1 protein-coding gene is annotated in these 2675 nt (G+C 36.6%); it reads left to right on the top strand.

Going from position 1 to position 2675, the window contains the following annotated elements; all coding sequences use genetic code 11:
* Positions 1–2675, top strand: a 2675-nt coding sequence (locus ACFO3U_RS07265) for a T9SS type B sorting domain-containing protein (protein WP_379739920.1), incomplete at both ends; no start/stop codon positions are given.

Here is a 2675-nt window from a genome sequence, read left to right as displayed (position 1 = left end):
CAGGAGTAAGTCCGCTTACCTCACCATATTGCAACACCTCAAATGCACAGTCTATTTTCGTGAGATTAGAGAATGGAGACACAGGATGTTTTGATACGGTTATTATGGATTTACGAGTAGAGCCATTACCAGAGCTTGTAATTCCAGACCCAGTAGAGGAGTGTGGAGCGAATCAAGATGGTTTTGCAATATTTGATTTAACCGCTTTAGAAGCTGATATGCTAAATGGTGCATCAGACATTACATTGTCTTATTATGAAACCTATATAGATGCTCAAAATCAAACCAATCCAATACCAAACACAACAGCTTATCAAAACATAGATCCATTCAATCAGATTATTTATGTATTGGCAGTTAATGATGTAACAGGATGTTCTAGCATTGAGATGATTCAATTAATTGCTCACCCAGCACCTATTATGCCAAGCTTAGATGATTTAATAGTTTGTGATAACAACTATGATGGATTTGCTTATTTTGATTTAACACAACAGAACCCAGATATTTTAGCTGCTAATACGATATCTCCATTAGAGATACGTTATTATACCACAGCTCTTGATGCAGCTAATGGAACAGCCGCTATAGTAAACACAGCGAACTTCTATGGAGGAGCATTCCAACAAACGATATGGGTTGTAGTAACTGACCCAGCAACAGGATGTAGTGCAACGACCACATTTGATTTAATTATCAATGTACCAGTAGATGTTAGAGGACAAAACAATAAACTTACTTTGTGTGATGAATCATTACCAAACGATCAGTTTACGACTTTTGATTTAACGGTTATGAACGCTCAGATTTTAGGATCAAATACAGGAACAATAACATATTATTTAAACCTAGCAGATGCGCAAAGTGGAAACAATCCAATTGCTACCCCAACAGCTTTTGTAAATACAATTGCAGCGGTTCAAACTATATATGCAGTAGTAACGAGTGTAGATGGATGTAACAGTATCACTACAGTGACTATTAGAGTAGAGCCACTACCAACACCAAAGACAGATCCACCAGCATTAGTAGCTTGTGATGATGATCAAACGATGATTGGAACAGAGCAGTTTGATTTAACAACAAACATAACATACATCCAAGATGGATATCCAAACTTAACTTTTGAATATTATCCAACCATAGCAGATGCAGTTGCAGGAACGAATGAAATCTTAAACCCTACGACATATGAAGGTTCAGGAACAATCATTATAAAAGTGATGAACAACAGAGTTGATTACTTAGGAGAGAATTGTTATCAATTGGTAGAACAAGAATTAATTGTAAATCCATTACCAGTAGTTGTAGATACTACGTATGTAATTTGTGATGATGACACGGATGGTTTTGCTACTTTCACGTTAAGTGATTATGATGCACAATTGTTAGATCCACAATCAACAGCAGACTTTACTGTTACTTATTATGATACGCAAGCCAATGCACAAGCAGGAACATCAACAGGATTGTTATCAAATACATATACAAATGGTACTAACCCAGAGTTGATTTATCCAAGAGTGGTAGACAATGCAACGGGTTGTGTGAATGCTTTAGCAGAAGTAACCTTAGTGGTAAAATTAAGAGCAATTGCTAATCCGATATCACAAGCTACATTGGATATGTTTACAATTTGTGATTACTATAATGATAATGATGGAGTAGCTCAATTTGATTTAACAATAGTCGAGACCGAACTATTAGGATCACAAACCACACCACCAATTACTATTAGTTATCACTTAACGCCACAAGATCAAGCAACTGGTGATAATGCTATTGCAGACCCAACAACATATGTAAATACGACAAGTCCAGGTACCCAAATCATTTACATAAGAGTTGAGAGAGAGAACGATGATCCGTTAGACACTACCGCTGAGTGTTATGATGTGGCAGAGATTACTCTAAATGTTGAATTATTAGCAGAGCCAGTAATTACATCAGATACAGGATTTAATATTATCTGTGTTGATTATAATACTGGAGCTTTAATCTCAGGATTAGTATTAGATAGTGGAGTGCCAGCTGGTTCAGGGTATACCTATCAATGGGCATTAAACGGAACTGATATTATAGATGGAACAGGAACAGATGCAACGTATACTATTACAGATGCTTCACCAGGTACATATAGTGTTGTGGTAACAAGTACAACGGCACAAGCATGTGTATCAGATGTAGCTACGTTTGATGTTATTCAATCAGGACCAGCAGCAAATCTTCAATCGTATGTGAGTGGTTCATTTGAAGAGAATCAAACCATCACCATTATACATGATGGATTTGGATCGTCTTATGAGTACCAATTAGATGGTGAAGGTCCATGGCAAAGTAGTCCAGTATTTACAAACGTACCAGCAGGAGAACATACAGTGATTGTAAGAGATGCCACTAACCCTGATTACAGATGTGATGAGATGGAAATAAATAATGTAAGCATCATCAATTATCCACATTTCTTTACACCAAATGGAGATGGAATCAATGACAATTGGAATATTACAGGATTAGATGGTCAAGATACCGCAAAAATTTATATCTTTGACCGCTACGGCAAATTATTGAAGCAAATCAGTTCAACAGGAGATGGTTGGAATGGAACCTTAAACGGTCAACCACTACCAGCAACGGACTATTGGTTCACAGTAGATTATTATGAAATTAAACCA

It is taken from the genome of Flavobacterium ponti (assembly GCF_042652765.1).
GTDB lineage: Bacteria > Bacteroidota > Bacteroidia > Flavobacteriales > Flavobacteriaceae > Flavobacterium > Flavobacterium ponti.
Note: the sequence above shows the minus strand (reverse complement) of the source record. Positions and strands in the feature narration are given on the sequence as shown.